This is a genomic window from Acinetobacter sp. CIP 64.7 (assembly GCF_000369745.1).
GTDB classification, from domain to species: domain Bacteria; phylum Pseudomonadota; class Gammaproteobacteria; order Pseudomonadales; family Moraxellaceae; genus Acinetobacter; species Acinetobacter fasciculus.
This window is the reverse complement of record NZ_KB850177.1, coordinates 41,740-61,059: the sequence shown is the minus strand read 5'-3', so window position 1 is coordinate 61,059 and position 19,320 is coordinate 41,740. Positions and strand designations below refer to the sequence as shown.

Annotated in this window: 18 protein-coding genes; 13 read left to right on the top strand and 5 right to left on the bottom strand. The window is 41.3% G+C overall.

Annotated elements, in window-relative coordinates:
* The first annotated feature begins 102 nt into the window (after positions 1–102).
* Together F890_RS00290 and ssuD are read left to right on the top strand one after the other, a co-directional pair.
* A complete protein-coding gene (locus F890_RS00290) occupies positions 103–849 on the top strand; it encodes an ATP-binding protein (RefSeq protein ID WP_002058176.1) in 747 nt (248 codons plus the stop codon).
* Between the two features lie 281 nt (positions 850–1,130).
* Complete coding sequence (gene ssuD, locus F890_RS00285) at positions 1,131–2,339, top strand: FMNH2-dependent alkanesulfonate monooxygenase (RefSeq protein WP_004732675.1); 1,209 nt, start codon at positions 1,131–1,133, stop codon at positions 2,337–2,339.
* 455 nt (positions 2,340–2,794) lie between these two features.
* Here the strand turns inward: ssuD and F890_RS00280 are convergent, their stop codons facing one another.
* On the bottom strand, positions 2,795–3,541 hold the full coding sequence (locus F890_RS00280; protein ID WP_005262957.1) for an IS5-like element ISAba31 family transposase: 747 nt from the start codon (positions 3,539–3,541) through the stop codon (positions 2,795–2,797).
* A 241-nt stretch (positions 3,542–3,782) separates the two neighbouring features.
* Between F890_RS00280 and F890_RS00275 the strand changes: the two genes are divergently transcribed.
* The 4 genes from F890_RS00275 (at position 3,783) to F890_RS00260 (ending at position 9,469) form a co-directional block, all read left to right on the top strand.
* Positions 3,783–4,352 (top strand): hypothetical protein, encoded by a 570-nt coding sequence (locus F890_RS00275; protein ID WP_004732677.1) that lies wholly within the window; start codon positions 3,783–3,785, stop codon positions 4,350–4,352.
* Positions 4,353–4,555: 203 nt separating this feature from the next.
* Positions 4,556–6,145 (top strand): Dyp-type peroxidase, encoded by a 1,590-nt coding sequence (locus F890_RS00270; RefSeq protein ID WP_005094626.1) that lies wholly within the window; start codon positions 4,556–4,558, stop codon positions 6,143–6,145.
* Between the two features lie 82 nt (positions 6,146–6,227).
* Positions 6,228–7,382, top strand: coding sequence for a catalase family protein (locus tag F890_RS00265; protein ID WP_005265411.1), 1,155 nt, complete (start codon positions 6,228–6,230; stop codon positions 7,380–7,382).
* A 251-nt stretch (positions 7,383–7,633) separates the two neighbouring features.
* Complete coding sequence (locus F890_RS00260; protein ID WP_005265410.1) at positions 7,634–9,469, top strand: 3-hydroxyacyl-CoA dehydrogenase; 1,836 nt, start codon at positions 7,634–7,636, stop codon at positions 9,467–9,469.
* A 39-nt stretch (positions 9,470–9,508) separates the two neighbouring features.
* Here F890_RS00260 and F890_RS00255 read toward each other — a convergent pair whose 3' ends face one another.
* Positions 9,509–10,441, bottom strand: a complete 933-nt coding sequence (locus tag F890_RS00255; RefSeq protein ID WP_228127353.1) for an HlyD family secretion protein — start codon at positions 10,439–10,441, stop codon at positions 9,509–9,511.
* A gap of 332 nt (positions 10,442–10,773) precedes the next feature.
* Positions 10,774–10,980 carry a helix-turn-helix domain-containing protein gene (locus F890_RS00250; RefSeq protein WP_017397717.1) on the bottom strand — a complete coding sequence of 69 codons (207 nt, stop codon included), beginning with the start codon at positions 10,978–10,980 and terminating at the stop codon, positions 10,774–10,776.
* Positions 10,981–11,090: 110 nt separating this feature from the next.
* On the opposite strand from F890_RS00250, the gene F890_RS00245 reads away from it, so the two are divergent.
* From F890_RS00245 to F890_RS00215, 7 genes are all read left to right on the top strand, one after another.
* Positions 11,091–11,306, top strand: a complete 216-nt coding sequence (locus F890_RS00245) for a hypothetical protein (protein ID WP_001054887.1) — start codon at positions 11,091–11,093, stop codon at positions 11,304–11,306.
* Positions 11,307–11,319: 13 nt separating this feature from the next.
* Positions 11,320–12,504 carry a site-specific integrase gene (locus F890_RS00240; protein WP_005265408.1) on the top strand — a complete coding sequence of 395 codons (1,185 nt, stop codon included), beginning with the start codon at positions 11,320–11,322 and terminating at the stop codon, positions 12,502–12,504.
* Entirely contained in the window at positions 12,494–12,745 is a 252-nt protein-coding gene (locus tag F890_RS00235) for a hypothetical protein (protein WP_005265407.1), read from the top strand. The genes F890_RS00240 and F890_RS00235 overlap by 11 nt, the downstream gene beginning before the upstream one ends.
* A 65-nt stretch (positions 12,746–12,810) precedes the next feature.
* Complete coding sequence (locus F890_RS00230) at positions 12,811–13,365, top strand: DUF1376 domain-containing protein (RefSeq protein ID WP_005265406.1); 555 nt, start codon at positions 12,811–12,813, stop codon at positions 13,363–13,365.
* A 10-nt stretch (positions 13,366–13,375) separates the two neighbouring features.
* Positions 13,376–14,122, top strand: coding sequence for an ATP-binding protein (locus F890_RS00225; protein WP_005265403.1), 747 nt, complete (start codon positions 13,376–13,378; stop codon positions 14,120–14,122).
* 236 nt (positions 14,123–14,358) lie between these two features.
* On the top strand, positions 14,359–15,489 hold the full coding sequence (locus tag F890_RS00220; RefSeq protein WP_005265402.1) for a hypothetical protein: 1,131 nt from the start codon (positions 14,359–14,361) through the stop codon (positions 15,487–15,489).
* A gap of 214 nt (positions 15,490–15,703) precedes the next feature.
* Positions 15,704–16,165: a very short patch repair endonuclease gene (locus F890_RS00215; RefSeq protein WP_005265401.1), complete on the top strand. Its 462-nt coding sequence runs from the start codon at positions 15,704–15,706 to the stop codon at positions 16,163–16,165.
* Positions 16,166–16,228: 63 nt separating this feature from the next.
* Here F890_RS00215 and F890_RS00210 read toward each other — a convergent pair whose 3' ends face one another.
* Together F890_RS00210 and F890_RS00205 are read right to left on the bottom strand one after the other, a co-directional pair.
* Complete coding sequence (locus F890_RS00210) at positions 16,229–17,548, bottom strand: MvaI/BcnI family restriction endonuclease (RefSeq protein ID WP_005265400.1); 1,320 nt, start codon at positions 17,546–17,548, stop codon at positions 16,229–16,231.
* Positions 17,549–17,611: 63 nt separating this feature from the next.
* Complete coding sequence (locus tag F890_RS00205; RefSeq protein WP_005265399.1) at positions 17,612–19,057, bottom strand: DNA cytosine methyltransferase; 1,446 nt, start codon at positions 19,055–19,057, stop codon at positions 17,612–17,614.
* Positions 19,058–19,320 lie beyond the last annotated feature (263 nt).

Below are 19,320 nucleotides of genomic sequence, written 5' to 3'. Positions count from 1 at the left end.
CTTCATCTTCATCTTCATCTTCATCTTCATCTTCATCTTCAAATTTTGAAGAAAAAAATGAGGATTTTTTAGAAAATTCCAAATGGATTTAGGAGAGTGATCATGAATACCATGCTTAAAACGCTCCAGTTTCGCACAGAAACAACGGAAACACTTTGCCCTACCCATCATATACCCCTGATGGAAATCGCTGGTCACAAGCTATGTAAATTGTGTGCCAAAGAAACCGTCCATCACTCACATGCAGCCTATGCAGATGAGTTGCAACAGCGATTGCTACAACAGAAAATCAAAAACTCAGGGCTCAATAAACGCTACCTGGATCGTGGCTTCAAGAATTATGTAGTTGCATGTCCTGCACAAGACAATGCCATCAAACTATGTCAGGCTTTTGCACAGCAGATTATTTCTGACCATTATCCAAACCTACTGCTCATTGGTACACCGGGTACAGGAAAGACTCATCTGAGTGCGTCAATCATTCGCAACATTCTGCATAACAGTACAAAATCTGCACGCTACTATACCAGCGCAGAAATTGCTCAAAAAATGATGGATACCTGGTCAGATGCTTCACGCTCTGAGAAAGAAGTCATCGACCATTTCTCCAGTTTTGATTTATTGGTGATTGATGAATATGGCCTGCATGACCGGCATGAAAAACGCCTGGAGATGGTGCATAAGGTCTTATATAGCCGTTATGACAACATGAAATCTACTCTGCTGATTTCCAATTTCACAGTCCAAAATATGCAGCGAGATTTAGGTGTCCGATTATGGTCACGATTACATGAAAACAATTTGATTGTAGTACCGTGTTATTGGGATGATAGACGCATCACCGGATAAAAGAAGTCTTTACTACCGCCAATTATATTATTGATATAATTGGCATTTTTTATAATTAATTTCTAAAAATCTCAACTTTATTCTCTAAAATATAGACAGAAAAATTCTAGAAAAAGAGAGGAAATCCTATCATTTTATGTTGAAAATCATAAAGTTCATTAATGAATTACCGGTATCAAAATAATTACTACCGAATAGCGTACTTATTAATAGGACTTACGCAAAGACGACCGAAGGCGAGTTATCTTAATCAATTTTTGAGCTTACAAGCAGGGGTTACGATGAAAATTTTTTGGTTTATACCGACACATGGCGACAGTCGTTATTTAGGCACGAGTAAAGGGGCAAGAACCGTTGACCATACCTATATGAAGCAAATTGCAGTGGCAGCCGATAACCTTGGCTATGAGGGCGTGTTGATTCCGACAGGTCGCTCATGTGAAGACCCTTGGTTGGTCGCCGCTAGTCTCATTGATGCGACCACTCGCTTAAAGTTTTTGGTGGCATTCCGCCCTTGGGTGACGACACCCGCGCTTGCTGCTCGCATGACAGGCACCTTTGATCGATTATCAAATGGTCGATTGCTGCTTAATCTGGTCACAGGCGGCGATGAACAAGAGCTTAAAGGCGATGGCATCTTTGAAGACCACGCGACGCGTTATCAGACAGCCAGTGAATACACCACGATTTGGCGAGAGATTTTGACTCGCTCGCACACAGGCGAATCCTTTACTTTTAACGGTGAACGCTTGCAAGTAGAAGATGCTAAATTGCTGTACCCCCCTCTACAACAGCCATATCCGCCCTTGTGGTTTGGCGGTTCATCTGAGGCGGCGCAAACACTGGCTGCCGAACAAGTTGACAGTTATTTGACGTGGGGTGAGCCGCCTGCCGCCGTCAAAGAGAAGATTGAGCAGCTTAAAACCAAAGCCGCTGCCAAAGGTCGTACATTAAGCTATGGTATTCGTCTGCACGTGATTGTGCGTGAAACCAATGAAGCCGCTTGGCAAGCCGCTGATGAATTATTGAGTCATGTGAATGACGACACCATTGCCGCTGCCCAAGCCAAATTTGCCCAAATGGACTCGGTGGGACAACAACGTATGGCAGCCTTGCATGGCGGTCGCCGTGATAACTTAGAAATTTCGCCCAACTTATGGGCAGGGATTGGACTGGTACGTGGTGGCGCAGGCACCGCACTGGTGGGCGACCCACAAACTGTTGCCGCGCGTATTCAAGAGTATGCCGATTTGGGCATTGATAACTTTATTTTTTCAGGCTATCCACACTTAGAAGAGGCGTATCGGTTTGCTGAATTGGTTTTCCCATTATTACCGATAGACACCCAAAACACCTTGGTCAAGCCAAATTTGACAGGACCGTTTGGTGAGATTGTCGCTAATAACTATGCACCACCGCAACAAACCCGTGACACTGCAACCCCAAAAACACCTACCACTGCTGCACCTAAACACGCCATCGCCTCTTAAATTCATCTTAAAGACATATTAAAGGCGTCTTCAATGCTTGTGATAAAACGTGCTAATTAAAGCACGTTTTTCGCTTCGTCTATACCTATCATTAGACACCTATCATCCGACAGGGTGTGTGGAATCCACCCTAGCCATGATAAACATCTTTTAACTGATAAACCTTTTAACTGATAGACTTTGTTTTAAAAAGTGGTAGCCAGTTATACGGTGAGATTAGACCAGCAAGCTACTTTGCTAAAGTTAATCATCAAGGTGTCAATATCCCAACTTTTTTAGCAAATGCAACACAGGAAAAATGACTTCTCTATAGCTAGGTTATATTCGGGATGTGAATAACCTATTGATAGTAATGAAAATTTTTTAAGCCAACACTGTTAGTTTTACGGTCTCTAGTATGTCATTTTTTAATCAATAGTTTAGGGTCTGTTGACATTTACTGTTCATAATTAACCCTATAAAGGTAGCCATAAAAATATACAGGCTAAAGCAACAGAACTTTGATAATTTCTTTTGAGCTTGTCATATCGAGTAGCTATTCCTCTAAATTGCTTTAATCTACAAAACATATTTTCAACTAAATGCCTGATTTTATATAAATACCAGTCCATATGGTCATTGTTCGATTGGCTATTCGTTTTCTTTGGTATATTCGCTTTAGTTCCTGTTTTCCTGATCTGTTCACGCAGTGGTTCTGAATCATAGCCTTTATCTGCACATACCACTTTTGTCTCTTTTAAATCTAATGTTGATATTAAATCAGGTGCAACTTTAACATCATGTGTGGTTCCATCGGTAATCATGAAATCAATAGGATTGCCATGTGCATCAACAATCAAATGTATTTTTGAGGAGTTTCCTCCTACACTTTTAGAAATAGATTGATTCGCTATGCCGGCAGAATGTTGATGAGCACGTACATGAGAGCCATCAATAAAAATCCACTCCATATCGGGGCATGAGGCTAGTAATTTGAATAATCTAAGTAACTTACCGCTGCTTGACCAACGATTAAAACGTTTGAAAATAGAGTTTGAATGACCAAAACAGGAAGGAATATCTCGCCACGGACAGCCTGTTCTAATTCTATAGAGAATAGCTTCAATAAAATTGCGTAAATTTGAGTTGTGGTGAATGGATAAATTACGCAGAATAACTTTCAACTTTTGCCAGTGTTGATCTGTCAGCATGGTACGAGGCATAGCGAATAGTAAAATTGTGTTTGGCGATTTGATTTTACTACTTCGCTATTTTTTTAAGCTAAAAGTGTCAACACACCCTAGTTTTGTAATTTTATGGGTGATGAAAGTTATTTTAACGCTTTTTGCTTTTTGCGGCTTATATAATAAAAAAGATTTAAATTTTAAATCATAAAACAATGGGATAAATAAATTTAAATCATGCACTTCAATTAATGATCAACTAACTATAAGGGCAATAAATATGACAACTGAAAACAATGAAAAACTTTCTTTATTAGACGATGTGGCATTAAAAGCCCAAATGTTCATGGCAAATCTAAAAGAGGGCGCTAATGATGGCTATGACCATTCTGTCACCAGTGCCGGTGAAAAGGGCTTAAAATCAGGCAAAGTGTCTGAACTCACCGCCATCGCCCCCTTGACCAAAGATGGGGCAGCTCGTATCAAGCGAATTTTGGAAATTACCAAAGGCAATCTTGCAGGGGCGACCAATGTAGGCACCTTGCATGATTTGCGGTTGGTGTTTTTAGACAATGATACTAAGCTACTGTTTTGTACCGCCTATGATGGCGATTGGGATGCTTACATCAACGACTTTGCTACCAAAATTCCAGAACTCATGGATTTGATTTTTGGCAATGTAGAGGGTTGGCCTGGGATTAAAAGCCCGACTGTCAAGCAATTTATCCTTGACCATCAGATTACCGCTACCGGTTGGTATGTAGGTGTACCGCATCTGACGGTTCGTGATATTGCGCGTAATGACAAAATCGTGCGTGGCATTAATAAAGCCATTGAACAAGCCCAATAAGCCCGCTTAGAACCTGTATTCACCATATCACGTTTATCAGCGTACTATTCTAACCGTACTCTGAACGGGCAAGCTTTAGGTTAAAATTTCGATACAAAAGCGATTTGTTCAGTGATTTTACCATAAGCAAGCGATATTTAGCGTGGTGTATGGTGAACAAGCTTTCAGCATCAAATTTTTAAAATTCTCTGCTAGGAACGACCATGAATAACGACAACCCAGCGAATGAAAGCCTACTTGGCAAATTAAAAACCCATCTACAAGATGGTATCGAGCATGGCATAGATGCCATTAAAGACAAATTTGAACACAGCGATACACCCGCTGAAAAAGGCAGTGTCAAAGAACGGGTACACGAAGCCAAACAAAAAATCGGCACGCAGCTGCACAGCGTCATGACACGGGCAACGAACGCTATCTATCCCAATATCGCCACGATGGAGCTTGAGGATATTCAAGCCATCATCTTGCATGACCGCCCTGCACCTTACTATGGCACGCTTGCCGCGCTAAAAGTCAATGACAGCAACGCAGGTCGTGAATTACTAAAAGCGGTATTACCAAACGTCACAGGCTCAAAAAATTTCCAAAAAGACATGGATGCCAATTTGACCATTGTGATGACGTATGAGGGGCTAAAAGCTTTAGGCTTACCGCAAAGCTCGCTTGATTCTTTCCCAGAAAATTTCAAAACAGGGATGGCAGGCCGCTCCGATATCTTGGGTGACAAAGGTGACAATGACCCGAGCAACTGGCTTGCGCCATTTGGTGATAAAGGCGATATTCATATTTGCGGCGCGGTGATTGCCGGTAGCCAAGAAAAATGGCAAGCCAAACTTGCCGAACTTAAACAGGCGTTTGCCCCTTATCTAGATACCAGCCGTAACGCCATCGAAATCTTGGTGGAACATGATTTTGGCGTAGATGGTGACGTCAAAAACGTGTTTGGTTATCGCGATGGCATCAGTAACCCAGAAGTGGATGGCAGTGGTATCACCCTTGAAAATAACACCGAACGCCCGATTGCGGCAGGTGAATTTGTGTTAGGTTATAAAGGTGAGGCGGGCGTGGTACCCCCCATGCCACAGCCTGAAGTATTGGGAAAAAACGGCTCGTTTATGGTACTGCGAAAATACCACAGTAATGTGGCTGACTTTCACCGCTATTGCCTTGAACAAAGCGACAATGACCCAGCTAAAGCCGATAAATTGGGGGCAAAAATGTTTGGTCGCTGGCGTTCGGGTGCCCCCATCACCCTAAGCCCAGACCATGATGATGAAGCCCTCGGTAAAGACAATGTAGCAAACAATAAATTTGACTACACGGACGATCCGTATGGCAAAGGCTGCCCATTTGGTGCCCATGCTCGCCGTATGAACCCCCGCAATACCAAAGATTTTATTCTAAGCGATGTGCGTCTTCACCGTATCATCCGCCGTAGCGTTTCGTATGGCGATATCGTGCCGCCCAACGTGACCCAAGACGATGGTCAAGAACGGGGTTTATTTTTTATCGGTATCAGCGCGCATGCCATGGACACGCTTGAGTTTTTGCAAAGCCAATGGATTAATGACGGTAACTTTATGAACCTTGGGGAAGAACGTGACCCAATGCTAGGCGTACACGCAGGTAGTGACGCTGATAGCGATGTATTCACCGTACCCGATGAGCCAATTCGTAAGCGTCATACCAATATTTTGCAATTTAATACCCTACAAGGCGGTGAATATCTTTTTGTACCAAGCTTGTCGGCACTCAAATGGATTAGTGAGCTTAACGAAAATTCATATTAGAGTAAAACTAAATAAAAAAAGGTTAGGCGTTTTTAGTGCACCTAACCTTATAAAATAATGAAAATAACAAAGGACAATCATCATGTTAAATAAATTATTCGGTGGTCGTTATGCCAAGTTTGATCCAGCCATCGACCAGCTTACTAGCGACGATGAAAAAGCCATCGACCAAATCACCGCAGATATTCGTGACTATATCGGCAAATCAGACACCGTTAGCAAAATCAATTATCACACCCGAGATGCACATGCCAAAGGCTACTGTGCCTTAAAAGCCAACTTTGAGATTTTACCAAAACTGCCCAAAGAATACGCCCAAGGTATCTATGCCAAACCCGCTCGTCATGAAGCAGTGATTCGTTTTTCTAACGGCTCATCTCGTGTGGCTGCCGACAACAAGTTGGGGCTTTCTCAAGGGTTGGCGATTAAAGTCTTTGGTGTCAAAGGCGACAAATTACTGCCAGATGAGCCAGATAGCCCAAACTTTGACTACAATCTGATTAATTTCCCTATTTTCTTTTGTAATACTATCCAAGACTATAGTTATATTTCACGGCTATTTTTACAATTAAATGATTATTTTGCCAAAGGGGCGAAAGGTCAAGCCAAATTTGCCTTTGACTGGCTTACCCAATATGGCAAAAAACTGCCATCCAAAGAATCCCTCAAGACTTTTAGGGCTTTTAGTAAGTTTAAAACCATCAAACCGCAAAATACCTTGTTATACAGTTTTTATTCACAAGGAGCGGTGCGTCATGGCGACTATATGGCAAAAATCCGTGTTGCTCCGACCAAAGCGTCACAAGCCAAAATCAAGCGCCGTGACCTAGATGTCAACGCTACTAACGAGGCGATTCGTCCTCTGATTTTACAAGAAATCCGTGAGCACGATTATGAGTTTGATGTGCAAATCCAGCTGTGCCGTAACTTAAAAGACCAACCCATTAATGACTTGACCAAAGAATGGGATGAAAAAGACGCCCCGTTTGTGACAGTGGCAAAACTCACCATCCCTTGCCAAGATGTGCCGGATGACGGTAATTTTGACATTATGGAACACTTGTCATTTACCCCGTTTCGCTGTATTGAAGCCAACCGTCCGATTGGTAATTTGCAACATGCGCGACTGCGTGCCTATCAGACCGCCTCGACCACTCGCCATCGTTTAAATCATAAAAAACGTGCCGAGTCAATCAATCTAAAACAGGCATTTGATAAAGATTTTTATAACCTTTAAATTTGGCAAAAAACCAGTAGCGGGGCGGTTATGGGGGCATTGTTTGGGGTAAAATTTCACCCATTGGGTAAAAAACTACATCGCCTTTAATCATTCAAAAACCGTTAGCCTGTGACTGGGCTAACGGTTTTTTACCTTTTTACGCCATTAAACTTATTTCATTAAACTTAAGCTATTAAACATAGTGATTAGCAAATACGATAATACCAAAAATAAAGTTGCGTATTTGCCAATCAATCTAGGAGTATTGTATGTCAGAGTCGAATCCTCTTGTTAATTTTACCCATATCACAGTCGCAGGCAGTGGTGTTTTGGGCTATCAAATCGCCGTACAAGCGGCGTTTCATGGTTTTAAAGTCGTTGTGTATGATATCAATGACGAGGTGCTCAATAAAGCCAAAACCAAATTTGCCAATATCGCCAAACGTCATCAGGATGATTTAAGTGAAACAAGCGAACAAGCCAAACAGGCTGAACAAAACTTGAGCTATACATCAGATTTAATCGCCGCCTTAAAAGACGCCGACTTGTTGATTGAAGCGGTGCCCGAAGATGTCGCCATCAAAAAAGATTTTTATCAAAAAGCCTCAGCAGCCGCACCCGAAAAAACCGTATTTGTCAGTAACTCATCTACCATGTTGCCCAGTGATTTGGTCAAATTTACCGACCGTCCTGCTAAGTTTTTGATGATGCATTTTGCCAATGAGATTTGGAAGCGCAATCTTGCCGAAATTATGTCGCATGCCGATACTGACCCTAATGTATTTGATGCGGTGACCGCGTTTGCCAAACAAATCGGCATGGTGCCTATTATCGTCAACAAAGAAACCTCGGGCTATGTACTAAATTCACTACTCAATCCTTGGTTAAATGCAGGGATGCAGCTGTATATCCAAGGCATTGCTGACATTCAAACCATCGACAAAACTTGGATGCTTGGCACAGGCTCGCCGATGGGACCATTTGCTTTTTATGATATGCTGGGGCTGACTACCCCTTACAATATTTACAAGCTTGCTGTGGCTAAGGGCAAACAACAAGACCAAGCGGTCGTCGATATGCTCAAAAAAGATTACATTGAGAAAAATAAACTGGGCGTACCAACGGGCGAAGGATTTTATCAATACCCCAATCCCGCCTTTAAAAATCCTGATTTTTTAAAACCACCCAAAGCGGATTTATCCAAAGTACCCTATAAAAATATTACCGTGGCAGGCAGTGGCGTATTGGGCAACCAAATTGCGGTGCAATGTGCGTTTCATGGGTTTAACGTGACGATTTATGACATTAACGATGACGCGATTGCTAAGGCGAAAACCCGCTTTACCGACCTTGCCAATCAGCATCAGCATGACCTAGGTGAAACCGATGCCCAAGTGGCAGCAGCCAGCAACAATTTGGCTTACACCACGGACTTGAATGAGGCGTTAAAAGATGCAGACCTATTGATTGAAGCGGTGCCAGAAAGCTTAGACATCAAAAAAGATTTTTATAGCAAAGCCTCAGCCGCCGCCCCTGCCAAAACCGTGTTTGCCAGTAACTCATCGACGTTATTGCCAAGCGTGTTATCAACCTTTACTAACCGTCCAGAAAAATTCTTGATGCTGCATTTTGCCAATCATATCCATATCCGTAATACGGTGGAGTTGATGGCGGCCCCAAGTTGCGACCCACAAGTCTATGCTGACGTCATCGAATTTGCCAAAGCCATTGCTATGCTACCGATAGCGGTGAAAAAAGAACAATCGGGCTATGTGCTTGATAGCTTATTGATTCCGTTATTGGTAGCGGGGTTAAAACTGTGGGCAAACGGCGTTGCCAACGCCGCAACCATTGATAAAACGTGGATGATAGCCACGGGTTCACCCTTTGGACCGATGGCGATTTTGGATAAAAATGGCATGACAACCAACTACAATATCTTAAATGAACTGGCAAAAACGGACCCTTCTTTGCAGCAGCCCGCTGAAAAGCTCAAAGCAGAACTGGTCGATACCAACAAATTGGGTGAAGCCACGGGTGAAGGGTTCTATCAATATCCTAACCCAGCTTATTTAGCGAAAGATTTTTTAAGCTTAATTCACTAAACTGAGTTTGGCCAAGGAGAATAAAAAAGGGGTAATTTGCTAACTTGACGTATCTACTGTTGCCACTACCGACATGCCGGGTATCAATTCATTCAGACGACTTTGATTGCCATCGATGTCAATGCGTACAGAAATGCGCTGTACCACTTTGGTAAAATTCCCGGTGGCATTGTCGGTTTTAATGACACTAAATTCTGACCCTGTTGCGGGGGAGATGCTTTTGCCTACCCCCGTAAATTTTTGTTTGCCTAGGGCATCGACAGTAAACCACGCTTTTTGCCCGATTTTCATTTTATCAATTTGGGTTTCTTTAAAATTGGCAATGACCCACATCGATTTTGGAATGAGATAAACCAACTGCGTGCCTTGTGTCACCAACTGACCGGTACGGATATTGATTTGCCCTAATTTACCTGAGGTCGGGGCGGTGATTAAGCCATACTCTTGGTTGGTATTGGCTTGATTTAGCTGTGCATTGGCGCTTTTAATCTGTGCCACCAAACCAATTTTTGCCACTTCCGCGGTCTTTTGACCTTCGCGGGCGACATTGACACTGGCGATTGCTTGGCTCATCAGTGCTTCATTGTTTTTAACTGCCGCTTTGGCAGTATCGACTTCATTTTGTGACACGGCGCCAACACCGACCAAGGATTCAAGTCGTTTAAGCTGTTGGATAGACAATGCTAGCTGGGTTTTAACTTGTGCTACTTTTGCCTGCGCGGCTTTGACATCGGCTTTGCGCTGCTCGATGATTTGTTGCTGGTTGGCTAAATTGGTGGTCGCTTGTTCCAGCCCTGATTGCGCTTGTACTACTTGCTGTGAGTAGTTAGCACTGCTGACTTTAACTAACGGCTGACCTTGTTTGACGTCCTCAAGGTTGGGGTCGCGAGTTCGAGTCTCGTTTCCCGCTCCAAATTCAAAAAGCCCTAATCGAAAGATTGGGGCTTTTTCGTTGTTGATTTTAAATAACATTTTTTCTTTCATTCTATAAAGCTATCAGCTTCAAAGTGAGTAAAAAGTTAAGTTAGATCAGTTAAGAGTGGGCTTACGTGACCAAAAGTGACCAAAACGTGCCCTATCAATGTCAACTATAGATCAACATGTTTAAGTTTTTGCATGAATTCTACTCAATATGAACTGAGTAATTTTTAAAAAAACCTGAAGCACTCCCTTATGGCTTTCATTAAAGCTTTTTAATCTCTTATAAAAAATGGTGACCAAATTTGGTCACCAAAAATACTCAATAAAAACAATATACTAACTAGAAAATCATTAAATTATATGACGCTTTTTATTAGTAATAATTATTCATCTGGCTTGAACTTTAATAAATCACCAACGTCTACATTTAACAATACGCACAATTTTTCTAATGTTTCAAAATCAATACGAGTTGATTGACCATTATAAAGCTTATGTAAAGTCGTCTTACTCATTCCGGTTGCCCGAGCTACATCTGCCACTTTCATTCTTCGTTCCGCCAAAAGAACAGGGAAGTTACAAACTATCATTAATTACCACCATTGTGTAATAAAGTACTTGCATGATGTATTAAACGCATTTATTATTGCATTGTGATCTTAAATAACACCATTGTGATACTTTATAAAAGGATACAAACATGAATCTTACTTATATTACTACAAAAGAACTGGCGGAACGAATCCATTACAACGAGCGTACCATCCGTAATCAGTTGAAGGACAGTGTTCTAATCGAAGGCATTCATTACATCCGCCCTTTTGGTGGACGCAAAATTTTATATGTATGGGAGCGTATTGAAGAAGATATGACTAAAACCACTTTAGGCTCGCTACACAGCCTACAACTTCAATAAGGAGGATATTATTATGGCTGCCATCCGTACTAGATACGGTAAGTTATGTGTCGATTTTCGATACTTAAACATCCGTTGTCGTGAAACAACAGCTCTTGAAGACAATGCTCCAAATCGCAAAAAGCTTGAAAAAGTGATTGAGCGAATGGAAGCGGAAATCTTATTGGGTATTTTTGACTATGCTAAGTACTTTCCAAAAAGTTCTCGTTTGAAAGAAATCAAAAATGCAGAAAACAGAGTAAATGAAATCAGCTCTAAAACACCTCTATTTTCAAAGTTCTGTGAAATCTGGTTCACTGATAAAGAAATAGAGTGGCGTACAAGCTATAAGGAGAAAATTCAAATTGTAATCAAAAAGTACTTGATCCCTTTTTTTGGCGCAATTCCTGTTATTAATATTAAAAAGTCAGACATTCTTGGATTCCGTTCATCCCTCGCCAAAGTGACTCACGGAAAAAACCAAGAATGCCTTTCACCATCAAGAATCAACCAGATTATGATAGTGCTTCGTATGATACTCGATAGTGCTGCCGAACGATATGAATTTGATAGCCCTTATAAAAATATCAAGAACTTAAAGCAAGGAAAGATTGAAGTAACACCTTTTTCATTAAAGGAAGTACACGCAATCCTTGCCACAGTTCGTGATGATTTTAAGCCTTATTATACTGTTCGATTTTTCACAGGTATGCGCACCAGTGAGATCGATGGCTTGCAATGGAAAAATGTGGACTTACAACGTCGGGAAATCCACATTCGTGAAGCATTGGTGAATGGTGTTCTTGGTGGAACCAAAACGTATGGTTCTGACCGCACGATCCAAATGAGTGATCGGGTTTATCAGGCCTTTCTGCAACAGAAAAGCTTAAATAATGGTAAATCCAGTTTTGTTTTCTGCAATCGTGATGGTGGACCTCTCGATTATCGCTTGGTAAACAAGCGTGTCTGGCACCCCCTATTACGCTTTTTAGGGTTAAAGCCCCGTCGTGCTTATCAAACACGTCATACCGCTGCAACATTATGGTTATCTGCAGGCGAGAACCCGGAATGGATCGCACGCCAGCTGGGACATTCAACCACTGAAATGCTGTTTCGAGTCTATAGCCGCTACATTCCGAATGTTACACGTCGCGATGGTAGTGCTTTTGAAGCCATGCTGGAGAGACTCAATACAGAGGAGCTTGCCCATGAACAGTAAAGCTTTCTTTGGCGGCGTAGTCGTTAGCCCAGAAGCAGATATGGTCGCGCGTGAACTTATTCACGAGTTACACATTCCCAAACTGCACAATCTGGCCTTTTTGCTGGAAATCAATAAATGCTTCGATGATCACCAGGCGTTGAGACTCTGGCTACAGCGAATGCTGGATGAAGGGCAAGCTCATTACGATGACTTAGCTCAACAGGCCCGTGTCCGCTTAATGAGTCTCGCTCACTCATAAAACAAACATAAAAGGTCATCTAATTGATGACCTCAGCCCCTTTATACCTATAAAAAGGTGAACACATGCATAAAGATATTTCAATTTGGATGCCACTCTATATTGGCGACCTACAGGCGAAATTTGCACGAATGACAGCAGAACAAATTGGTGCGGCACTGCTGTTAATGATGGATTTCTGGAAAAATGGTGACATTCCTCACGACCTAGCTACTGTATGTAGCATCACGAAATTACCGCAGCACACCAAGGCTAAAACTTTGTTAAATACTCTGATGGCCCTAGAATTGTTTGAAGTCGAGTCTGAGCAGATTCATTCAAATTTCTTAAGCAGTTTAAAAAGCCAGGCATTGCAAAATCAGCAAATGAAATCTGATAAAGCTAAAAATGCAGCTCAAGTACGTTGGGGGAAATCCGCAAGTAATGCTCAAGCATCAGCCAAGCAACGAAAAGTAAATGCTCAAGCAGCTCCTGAGAAGAACCCGAGTATTACTCAAGTCATGCTTGAACCATGCCCTTCATCTTCATCTTCATCTTCATCTTCATCTTCATCTTCATCTTCATCTTCAAATTTTGAAGAAAAAAATGAGGATTTTTTAGAAAATTCCAAATGGATTTAGGAGAGTGATCATGAATACCATGCTTAAAACGCTCCAGTTTCGCACAGAAACAACGGAAACACTTTGCCCTACCCATCATATACCCCTGATGGAAATCGCTGGTCACAAGCTATGTAAATTGTGTGCCAAAGAAACCGTCCATCACTCACATGCAGCCTATGCAGATGAGTTGCAACAGCGATTGCTACAACAGAAAATTAAAAATTCAGGACTCAATAAACGCTACCTGGATCGTGGCTTCAAGAATTATGTAGTTGCATGTCCTGCACAAGACAATGCCATCAAACTATGTCAGGCTTTTGCACAGCAGATTATTTCTGACCATTATCCAAACCTACTGCTCATTGGTACACCGGGTACAGGAAAGACTCATCTGAGTGCGTCAATCATTCGCAACATTCTGCACAACAGTACAAAATCTGCACGCTACTATACCAGTGCAGAAATTGCTCAAAAAATGATGGATACCTGGTCAGATGCTTCACGTTCTGAGAAGGAAGTTATCGACCATTTCTCCAGTTTTGATTTATTGGTGATTGATGAATATGGCCTGCATGACCGGCATGAAAAACGCCTAGAGATGGTACATAAGGTTTTATATAGCCGTTATGACAGTATGAAGTCGACTCTGCTAATTTCCAATTTCACAGTCCAAAATATGCAGCGGGATTTAGGTGTCCGATTATGGTCACGATTACATGAGAACAATTTGATTATCGTGCCATGTTATTGGGAGGATCAGCGGATAACCAAATAATACGACTCTTTACTTAAGCCAATTATCTCACTGAAATAATTGGCTTTTTATAATCAGATTTTTCAAAATTGCATTAACATTATATTTTAGATAAATAGTAGTTTTATTTGATAAAATTAGGTAAAAGGTTCTTTATACGAATACCGCCTCTTATGGATTATGCAGATCATCCATTAAGTTGATACCTACCCTACCTAAATTACACTATTAAAATTCAGAGTTGCCAAGAAATCATTATGTTAGAGCCAATTTTTAAACTAATACCACTTAAGAACTATCGTCATCCCTATAAAGTTAAAAAAGTCTCTTATATGGAAACGGGCGATCCAAGATTTACTTATGCTGTTATTAACTTGGTACCAACTGATAAAAATATTAAAAATACAAAATATTTTATCCGTGTTCTTATGATGAATGAGCTTCTTGAATCTGATGCTGAATTTAATATTGCATCGGGTTTATTCACCAGTTTTATACATCCTGATGTTTCTGTGGCTACTAAAGGTAAATTGAATCCAGTACAAGATTCAAATTTATATGAAGCATTGGCACAAACTGCAATGGATACTTTTGCTCAAGAATATAGCTATGAATGCATTATTGAAAATCAGGATATGGCTCGCCTGTTCGGCTTTTTAATCTCTTCCATGATTGGAATTGAATTTAATCCTAATCCTCTTAAATCCGACGTAGCTGTTGCCTCTGAACTTTTAAAAAATCTTGATGATATTGTATATGTTTATAAAAACTATGTAGCGCTCAATCTTAGCACTGAACTTAGAGCTGAAATAAATTATCAATTCTGGTCAGCTATCACAATGATGACGCGTAGTAATGCCTTAGTATATGCTGATAGTTCAAAAGGTCATGATTTCTCAAGCCTAGCTAATAAGAAGGCTGATTTAACCCATAGAAATCTTAAAAAAGCGATTGAAACCAGCTTACCCTACTTTAACAAAGCACATATTCAACGTGAAATTCGAGATTTAGTTGCTCATGCTGATTTTGATTTATCAAATAAGAAGATCACCTGCAAAGATATGATTATGCCTTCCTCACAAGGTGGTAAAGTGAATATGCAAGAATTTATGAAATATAAGAGTGTCCTTGCGATTCTATACCGTGCATATTTTGTTTTTATAAAACAGAATAATGATGAAAAGGAGATCAAAAAGTTAAATACAGTGTTGGATGAGTCTGTATATCGACTTTCCAAGTCATCTCAAAATAGTCTCACTATAAAAATACTTAACGACCTGTTTACTATAAAGAAAAAAACTTTAAATGATCAGGGAAGCAATGATGTAGAGATTAGTTTCAGCGAAGAAATTTCCAATGTAATTCAGAGACAAGCATTAGCTTCTTAATCAATATAAAACTCTTTCTTTAAATTTCTTCTTATGCTAATTAATAAGCTGATTTTTTAGCATAAGCTATTATATTTTTTATTTGTATAACATTAGACTTCTTGCGTTAGTCAAAATTTAAACAGCCCAAAGCTACATTTTATAAGGTTTTATCCAATTCAAAAATTAGGTAAAACGATACTTTCGCAAGAGGTCTAATATATAAGGTAATTCAATGGTAGATATTGTTGATAGTATTACCCGTAGCCGCATGATGGCAGGAATAAAAAGTCGTAATACCAAACCTGAATTGCTGATTCGTAGTCTTCTACACAACAGGGGATTTCGTTTTCGTCTCCATGTTAAAAATCTTCCCGGGAAGCCTGATATTGTCTTGCCTAAATACCATAGTGTCATTTTTATAAATGGCTGTTTCTGGCATGGTCATCAAAATTGTCATCTTTTCAGGTTACCGGCAACACGGACTGAATTCTGGCAGGAGAAAATCTGTCATAATCAGGCGAATGATTCCAGAGCTATAGAACTCCTGCTCGCTAGTAACTGGCGAGTCTGCATTGTATGGGAGTGCAGTATCCGGGGAGCTAGGAAAGATCCAGAGAAGGTGGCTAGTACGATTGCGGATTGGCTGTCAGGAACTGAAAATTTTCTTGAACTTAGAGAGAATCCCCGCTTTTGACATAAACAGAACCGGCACAGGATACCCAATATACAGAGGCTATGTGCAGGTTGAATATCATCGTTATAACATGGACAGGTCGAGATCTTTGTATTCGTCATAGAGTGAAGCTGAATTGGCTGCTGATACCCTGAACTGGTTACGCTTCTTCTGCTTCCAGTTACCGGTATTGGTATCCAGTGCATATTTACAGCCAGGATCATGTACGACCAGCCCTGTTACCAGTGCATTCAGAAATTTTTCGATACTCGCTCCCTTGGCCAAGGAAACCTTTGGCCCAAACCTGTAATAGGTATGCCCTTCAATCTTGAGATTTGTATAGGAAACATAACAGGTTTTTGTATGCTTGTTTTTCCAGTGGTTGAGCAGCTTGCTGAAGGTCCATCCGGCTGCAATTTCCCCACTATCATTTTTCAGGAAATAGCCACCCTCGCTCTGGGTAATTTTCTTTTTCTCCAGATCATAGCCTTCAATGAAAAGAGTCAGGTGTGTCTCCGGATTTCGGATTCCGGGTTGATGTTTGCTCGTAAAGTAGAGTTTATCCGGTTGCCTACGGTTTGCATGGGTATTCATGAAATTTGTATAGCTGTCACGATAGAGCCCGATATCCGGTTCAGGTGTCATCAGGGTCGTACTGCTTTTTGATCTTGTCTTAAGTTCCCAGTCGAGGAAATCCGGGCTGGCCTTCCCGTTTGGAATGATGCCGAATTCGCATTCCAAGGTAAAACCGGCTCCATTTGGTGCTTCATAAAAGATAACAATACCGTCTTTGTCCAGTCTTCTGGATCTTATAGGTCCCTTGAAGTAGATATCCTTGAGTTTTCCGATCAAAAGATCCTGACTGTCTGCAAGGCTGGAGTAGTATTCATAAAAAACTGACAGGACATGTCTGTCTTGGTTCTCTTCGGCGTATTCTTGGATCTCCCCTGAAATTTCTTCATCCCATGATCCTGTATAGGCAAAGACCTTATCGTCAGTCAGTCCCAGTATCATGCCTCGTTTACGGCTGGCATACAGTGCACGTTCTTCTGTTGTTGGTGGTTTCATTATCTTGCATGGGGCAAGCGAGCAGCCACGGAGGAATCCGGAAAGCCTTATTTCCGGATATTTGGGATAGAGGATAATCTGGGAACCTGCTGCTTCTTCAGTTTCACCTTCCGGTGTGATCCATAATAGTTTGAGAGGCGCTTTGAATATAGGGCCTTTTTTGCTGGATTCTCCATCTGCGCGGATCTCTCCCAGTGGAAAATCATGAAGAACTTCAAAATTCCCCCCAAAATAGATTTGCTGTTTGGAATTGTCATTATTGGAAAGCGGCTTGAGCAGGATGCGGGTTGCGCCTAGAGCCTGCATTGTCTGTGATATCTGCCTGAGAGTGGTCATATACAATCCGGTCATTGTTCTTCTGACCGGATCGTACCTTTATTTAAGTGATTTTTATAGCTTTTACACAAAAATCTTGTCTTTTTCACGCTTCTGAATTTCTGCTGCACGTAAAATATAAGGTTCGAGTAACCTCGCAACGGCAGTGAAAACGGGAACAACAACCGAGTTACCGAACTGCTTGTAGGCCTGCGTATCCGAGACCGGAATACGGAAGAAATCTTCTCCATCCAGTTTTTGGAAGCCCATCAGTCTTGCGCATTCCCGTGGTGTCAGACGACGCGGACGGTTTATCTGGTTATCAGGATCATCAAAATCTTCTTCTCCACGCTGCATATCCCAGCCACGGTCGATCAGGATTTCCGAACCGTCTTTATGATAACGGGCCGAAAGGGTTCTGGCCACGCTGCCAGGATTCTTCGGATCTACCAGACCAAAGCCAAAACCGTTACCTTTGGCCTGATGTTTCTTGGCGTAGTTGTAAAGATACTTCCAGAGATTTTCGGTTAGTATGTACTTGTCTGCTACTTCCTTTTCTAACACGTCCTGTATAGTCGGACGGACTTCAGGGAAGAGTTTACTGATATTTTTCAGGGAAAAGTCGCCCTTGATATCCAAACTGCGTTTGAAGCCTACCAGTACAATACGCTCACGGTGCTGGGGAAGGAAGTTCTTGCCATCAATGATTTTTGGATCATTCGGTCCACTCGTTTCAGCATCTGCAACATCATATCCCAGCTCATCCAGCGTCTTCATGATGACACGGAAGGTATTTCCCTTGTCATGGCTTTTCAGATTTTTTACATTTTCGAGTACGAAGATAGCTGGTTGTTTTGCGGCAATAATCCGTGCCACATCAAAAAACAGGGTGCCCTGTGCTTCACATTCAAAACCATGTGCCTTGCCAAGGGAGTTCTTCTTTGAAACCCCTGCCAGAGAGAATGGTTGACATGGAAAACCGGCCAGAAGCACCTCATGATCCGGAATCTCGTTATCAATATGCTGATAGGCTTCATTGATATCTGTATCCGGATCTTCAGTAAGCGTAACCTGTCTAATATCTTCATTGAATTTATGCTGTTCAGGATCACAGTACCAGTTGGCTTTGTAGGTCCGGACTGCTTCCTTGTTCCATTCGCTGGTAAAAACGCATTGCCCGCCGATTTCTTCAAATCCCTTCCTGATCCCGCCAATACCGGCAAACAGATCAATAAAACGGAATTTATAATTCGGATGGTGGGCTGGCGGTTTTGGAAGCATTTTCTGCTGAAGCATTTCTACTTCACCTTCACTCAGTGCCCGTGGTGCACTCTTTCCATTGAGCCATTTATTCAGCGTTTCACGGGTCCAGTCATACTGGCCTACTCTACGAAGTATTTCAGCAACAGTTTTCTGATCATAGGACTCTAGTACCTGATTTACCAGCATCTTGTGTTCTCCAATTTTCTGGTTTTCCTTATTCAGGTACTTTTCATGCAGGTCATCAGCTTGGGACAGAAACTCTTTCATCTATAAATCTATATTGGGTATTTTGAGTGATACTTTATCACTCATTTAACCCAGATATAAAGAGGATATTCACTAAAGGTAATAAAACCCTGTTAAAAATAGATAAAGGCAAAGAAAGCCGAATTCGATGTCAGGATTTATTCTTGGTGTACTGGTTTTTCTAATCCAAGTTTTAGTGATCATGACAGAAAAGAATCAGCTCCTAAAGTTTAGCTTCAGGAACTGCATAAAATGCATTGATATGTTTCACGGTGACATTGAAT